Genomic DNA, 4,717 nt, shown 5'->3' with positions numbered 1-4,717 from the left:
CGCTGGAAAAGGCACCTAAACCGCTAGTGGATTTTCGCTAGTAGACGCATTTAGTTGGGATATTTAGCAGGACATTTAGCATGAGCAGCAATTTAGCATCCAAACTCCGCGAGGGAACCAAAAAGTCTCACTCTATGGCGGAGAATACGGGCTTTGTCGCCTGTTTTCTGAAGGGCACGGTAGAACCCACCTCCTATCGCAAGCTGGTGGCGAATCTCTATTTTGTCTATTCTGCGATGGAAGAAGAAATGCAGCGCCACCGTGAGCATCCGCTGCTCTCTCATCTCTATTTTCCAGAGCTAAACCGCAAAGCCAGCCTAGAAAAAGACCTGACCTATTACTTCGGCTCCAACTGGAGAGATCAGGTTGCGCCCTCGACCGCCGCGCAAGACTATGTGGCTCGTATTCGGGAGGTGTCGAACGAGGCTCCCGAACTGCTGATCTCCCATCTCTACACCCGCTATCTGGGCGACCTCTCTGGGGGGCAAATTCTCAAGAAAATTGCTCAGAACGCGATGAATCTGTCGGAGGGTCAGGGCACTAACTTCTACGAGTTTGAGCAGATTCCCGACGAGAAGGCGTTTAAGGTGATGTACCGCGATCGCCTCGACAGCCTGCCCGTGGATGAAGCCACCGCCGACCGCATTGTGGACGAAGCCAACGCCGCCTTTGGCATGAATATGTCCATGTTCAAAGAGCTAGAAGGCAACCTGATCAAGGCAATCGGCATTCAGCTCTTTAACCTGCTCACTCGCCGTACCCGTCGCGGCAGCACCGAACTGGCAACGGCAGAGTAGGGATCAGAGGATCAAAGATTCAAATTTAGGGACTGCTACTAGGGGACTCATTTGGGGTTCTCATGCGGCATCCCGACAAATCGGGTGAGTCTTTTGGGTTGGAGCGTTCGCACTGAAGCCGAGCGTTCTGGCCAAAAGGATTGACCCGATTGTTTTTGACAACATGGTTTTTGCACAGCCAAGACTCGTACAGCCCGGACTTGTACAGCCAAGACTTGTACAGCCAATACTTGTACAGCCAGGACTTATACAGCCCGGACTTGTACAACCAGGCGTTACGCTGTTTTTTGCCGATGTGGGACGATCGCCCGACCTCACCCTAATTCCTGCAACCAACCCTGAACCCCATGCCTAAACCCTGGGCCCCGATTCGGCGTAAAATTCAAAACACTGGCTAGTCAATCCCTGGCCGTTGATTCCTTGCGCCGGGCCTTACGAGATGCGTTTTGAAAAGATTCTGATTGCCAACCGTGGCGAGATTGCCCTCCGCATTTTGCGGACTTGCGAAGAGATGGGCATTGCCACTGTGGCAGTGCATTCTACCATTGACCGCAATGCGCTGCATGTGCAGCTTGCGGATGAGGCGGTGTGTATTGGCGAGCCGCCCAGCAGCAAGAGCTATTTGAACATTCCCAATATCATTGCAGCAGCGCTCACCCGCAACGTCAGCGCGATTCATCCTGGCTACGGTTTTTTGGCAGAAAATGCTCGCTTCGCGGAGATCTGCGCCGATCACCAAATTGCCTTCATCGGTCCCTCTCCGTCTGCAATGCGGGCGATGGGCGACAAGTCTACGGCCAAGGAAACGATGCAGCGAATCGGCGTGCCCACTGTGCCGGGGAGCGATGGGCTGCTGACGGATGAGAGAGAAGCACTGGCGATCGCCCGCAAAATTGGCTATCCCGTCATCATCAAAGCCACAGCGGGCGGCGGCGGCCGGGGAATGCGGCTGGTTCGCAGCGAAGCAGATCTGGTCAAGTCTTTTCTGGCGGCCCAGGGCGAGGCCGAAGCAGCCTTTGGCAATCCCGGTGTGTATCTAGAGAAATTTATCGAGCGGCCCCGCCACATCGAGTTTCAGATTCTCGCCGACGGCTATGGCAACGTGATTCACCTGGGCGAACGCGACTGCTCAATTCAGCGCCGCCACCAAAAGCTGCTCGAAGAAGCGCCCAGCCCCGCCCTCACGCCGGAACTGCGGGAAAAAATGGGGTCAGCGGCGGTGCGCGTGGCCCAGGCGATCAACTACCTCGGCGCGGGCACGATCGAGTTTCTGCTGGATGCCTCCGGTCAGTTCTATTTCATGGAAATGAACACGCGCATCCAGGTCGAGCATCCCGTCACGGAGATGATTACTGGAATGGACCTGATCGCTGAGCAGATTCGCGTGGCCCAGGGCGATCGCCTCCGACTCACTCAAGAGCAGGTGCAGTTGCGCGGCCACGCCATCGAATGCCGGATCAATGCCGAAGACCCAGATCAGAACTTTCGCCCTGCCCCTGGACGCATCAGCGGCTACCTGCCCCCCGGCGGCAACGGCGTTCGCATTGATTCCCACGTCTACACCGACTACGAAATTCCGCCCTACTACGACTCGCTGATCGGCAAGCTAATCGTCTGGGGGAGCGATCGCCCCACGGCCATTCGCCGCATGAAGCGGGCCCTGCGCGAGTTCGCCATCACCGGGCTGCCCACCACCATCGGCTTCCACCAGCGGATTCTGGAAACGCAGGATTTTGCAGACGGGCGCGTTTACACCAATTTTGTAGAGCAGATCATGCAGCGGTAGGCGCGGGTTGATCAAGAGCCTTGGGGGATGGAAGCCTCATACTAAACCTCACACCCAATCTCATACCCAACGTCATACCCAACCTCATGCACCACCGCCTCCCCTCAACCGCTCAATCAACGCCTGCCGCATGACCTCGACCGGAACCTCCTGCCCCAGCCACAGACGCAGGGCAGCGGCTCCCTGCTGCACCAGCATTTCCAGACCGCTGATGGGCATCGCGCCCAGGGCGGTGGCCTGCTGCAAAAAGCGGGTGGGGTTGGGGGTATAGATCAGGTCGTAGGCGATCGCCCCTGGTTTCATTGTCAGCCCTGGCTCTGCACCCAGCGGCGAAGCCTGAGTATGGGGGTGCATCCCGATGGGCGTGGTGTTGACCAGCAGAGTTGCCCTGGGGAGGAGCTTCGGCAAATCCTCCCACGGATGCACTGAGAGCGCGGCAATCGGCGAGTTTCGCCAGCTTTGCTGAAAGGCTTTGAGCTTGTTTAGGTCGCGCCCGACGACGTGGATTTGCGCCAGGCCCAGTTGGGCACAGCCAGCGACGACGGCCCGCGCCGCGCCGCCGTTTCCCAAAATCACCGCCGCACTCCGGCTCCAGTCGGGCGATCGCTCTGGGGGCAGGGTCAACAGCGGCGACAGAAATCCCTCCACATCGGTATTGGTGCCAGCCCAGCCCGTTTCTGTTCGCCAGATTGTGTTGACCGCGCCCACCGATTGGGCAATCTCTGAAATATGATTCAGAAACGGGACCACAGCCTGCTTGTGGGGAATCGTGACGTTGAAGCCGCGCAGACCGATGGCGGCAAACCCGGCGATCGCCTGGGGCAGGTCTTCCGGCGCAACGGGCAGCGGCAGGTATACATAATCCACACCGAGATGGGCGATCGCGGCGTTGTGCATTACGGGCGAGAGCGAGTGGGAAACGGGATGCCCAATCACGCCCAAAAGTTTCGTAGTGCCAGTAATCCCGGTCATCATAGGTGCTTCAGCGGTGCAAATGGGATGCAAATGGGATGCATTAATGATGCATTAATACAAATTGAGGGAGCAGGTTGAGGCAGCGGGTTTGAGGGAGCGGGTTTGAGGGAGCGGGTCGGGGTCAGGAATCGAACCTTTGTATCAGGGATGTGTGTCAGAATCATTACATCTATTGAGCACTGAGCAACGAATTGTCCATGCTGGGGACTGTGCTTGGCGGGCGTTATCGCATTATTACTATTTTGGGGGCAGGTGGCTTTGGACAAACCTACCTGGCCGAAGATGAGCAGCAGCCGCGCCGATGCGTGGTCAAGCAGTTCAAGCCCGTCAGCCAAGATTTGCACCTGCTGGTGGTGGCGCGTCGTCTGTTCGACACCGAGGTAGAAACGCTGCGTCGCCTGGGGCAGCACGACCAGATTCCCGAACTCTACGACTCGTTTCAGGAGGGCGAAGAGTTTTATCTGGTGCAGGAATTTATTGAAGGGCACGCGCTGAGCGAAGAGTTTGCGGGCGGACGGCAGTTTTCGGAACCTGAGGCGATCGCCCTCCTGCACGACGTTCTCAACGTGCTGAGCTTCGTCCACCAAAATCAGGTCATCCACCGCGACATCAAACCCGCCAACCTGATCCGCCGAAAATCCGACGGCAAGCTGGTGCTGATTGACTTTGGCGCGGTGAAAGAAATTCAGACGCGGCTGACGGGCATTTCTGGTCAGACGGAAGTGACCGTGGGCATTGGCACCCAGGGCTATACCCCCAGCGAACAACTGATGGGGCGGCCCCGCTATTGCAGCGACCTCTACGCGCTGGGCATGACGGTGGTGCAGGCGGTGACGGGCTGCCTGCCATCGCAACTGCCAGAAGACCCAGAAACCCTGGATGTCCTCTGGCAGCATCAGGCGGAGCTTAGCCCCGGTCTGATGCTAATTCTCGACTATCTGGTGCGCTATGACTTTAGCCAGCGCTATCAGTCGGTAGCAGAGGTGCAGCACGCCCTGACGCAACTGGCAAACTTGCCAACCGATCTCATAGACACGCCCACGTCGCTGCTGCCGCCTGCGGTGGCCCATCGCACACAGCCCTTGCCGCCGCTCTCCTGGCGCGATCGCCTGCGGATGGGCTGGCGGGGACTGGCGATCGCCACGGCCACCGCCGCTGC

General features: G+C 58.1%; 4 protein-coding genes. 3 read left to right on the top strand and 1 reads right to left on the bottom strand.

Annotated features, from left to right (window positions below; translation table 11 throughout):
• The first annotated feature begins 80 nt into the window (after window positions 1-80).
• Entirely contained in the window at window positions 81-797 is a 717-nt protein-coding gene (locus tag IGS51_RS20030) for a heme oxygenase (biliverdin-producing) (protein ID WP_297080543.1), read from the top strand.
• Window positions 798-1,236: 439 nt separating this feature from the next.
• Entirely contained in the window at window positions 1,237-2,583 is a 1,347-nt protein-coding gene (accC, locus tag IGS51_RS20025; protein WP_277775262.1) for an acetyl-CoA carboxylase biotin carboxylase subunit, read from the top strand.
• Between the two features lie 84 nt (window positions 2,584-2,667).
• On the opposite strand, the gene IGS51_RS20020 is transcribed toward accC, so the two are convergent.
• The gene (locus tag IGS51_RS20020) at window positions 2,668-3,558 is read right to left on the bottom strand and encodes a shikimate dehydrogenase (protein WP_367279389.1); all 891 of its coding nucleotides are present in this window, start codon (window positions 3,556-3,558) and stop codon (window positions 2,668-2,670) included.
• 197 nt (window positions 3,559-3,755) lie between these two features.
• On the opposite strand from IGS51_RS20020, the gene IGS51_RS20015 reads away from it, so the two are divergent.
• Window positions 3,756-4,717, top strand: a 962-nt coding sequence (locus IGS51_RS20015; protein ID WP_297080541.1) for a serine/threonine-protein kinase, incomplete at its 3' end; no start/stop codon positions are given.

Origin of the sequence: Thermoleptolyngbya sp. M55_K2018_002 (assembly GCF_015295965.1) — a bacterium.
Taxonomy (GTDB): domain Bacteria; phylum Cyanobacteriota; class Cyanobacteriia; order Elainellales; family Elainellaceae; genus Thermoleptolyngbya; species Thermoleptolyngbya sichuanensis.
This window is presented reverse-complemented; position numbering and strand designations above follow the sequence as displayed.

Bases quoted from the DNA above. Each gene is read 5' to 3' on its own strand.
- IGS51_RS20030 (WP_297080543.1), top strand. From the start codon at position 81: ATGAGCAGCAATTTAGCATCCAAACTCCGCGAGGGAACCAAAAAGTCT.
- accC (WP_277775262.1), top strand. From the start codon at position 1,237: ATGCGTTTTGAAAAGATTCTGATTGCCAACCGTGGCGAGATTGCCCTC.
- IGS51_RS20020 (WP_367279389.1), bottom strand. From the start codon at position 3,558: ATGATGACCGGGATTACTGGCACTACGAAACTTTTGGGCGTGATTGGG.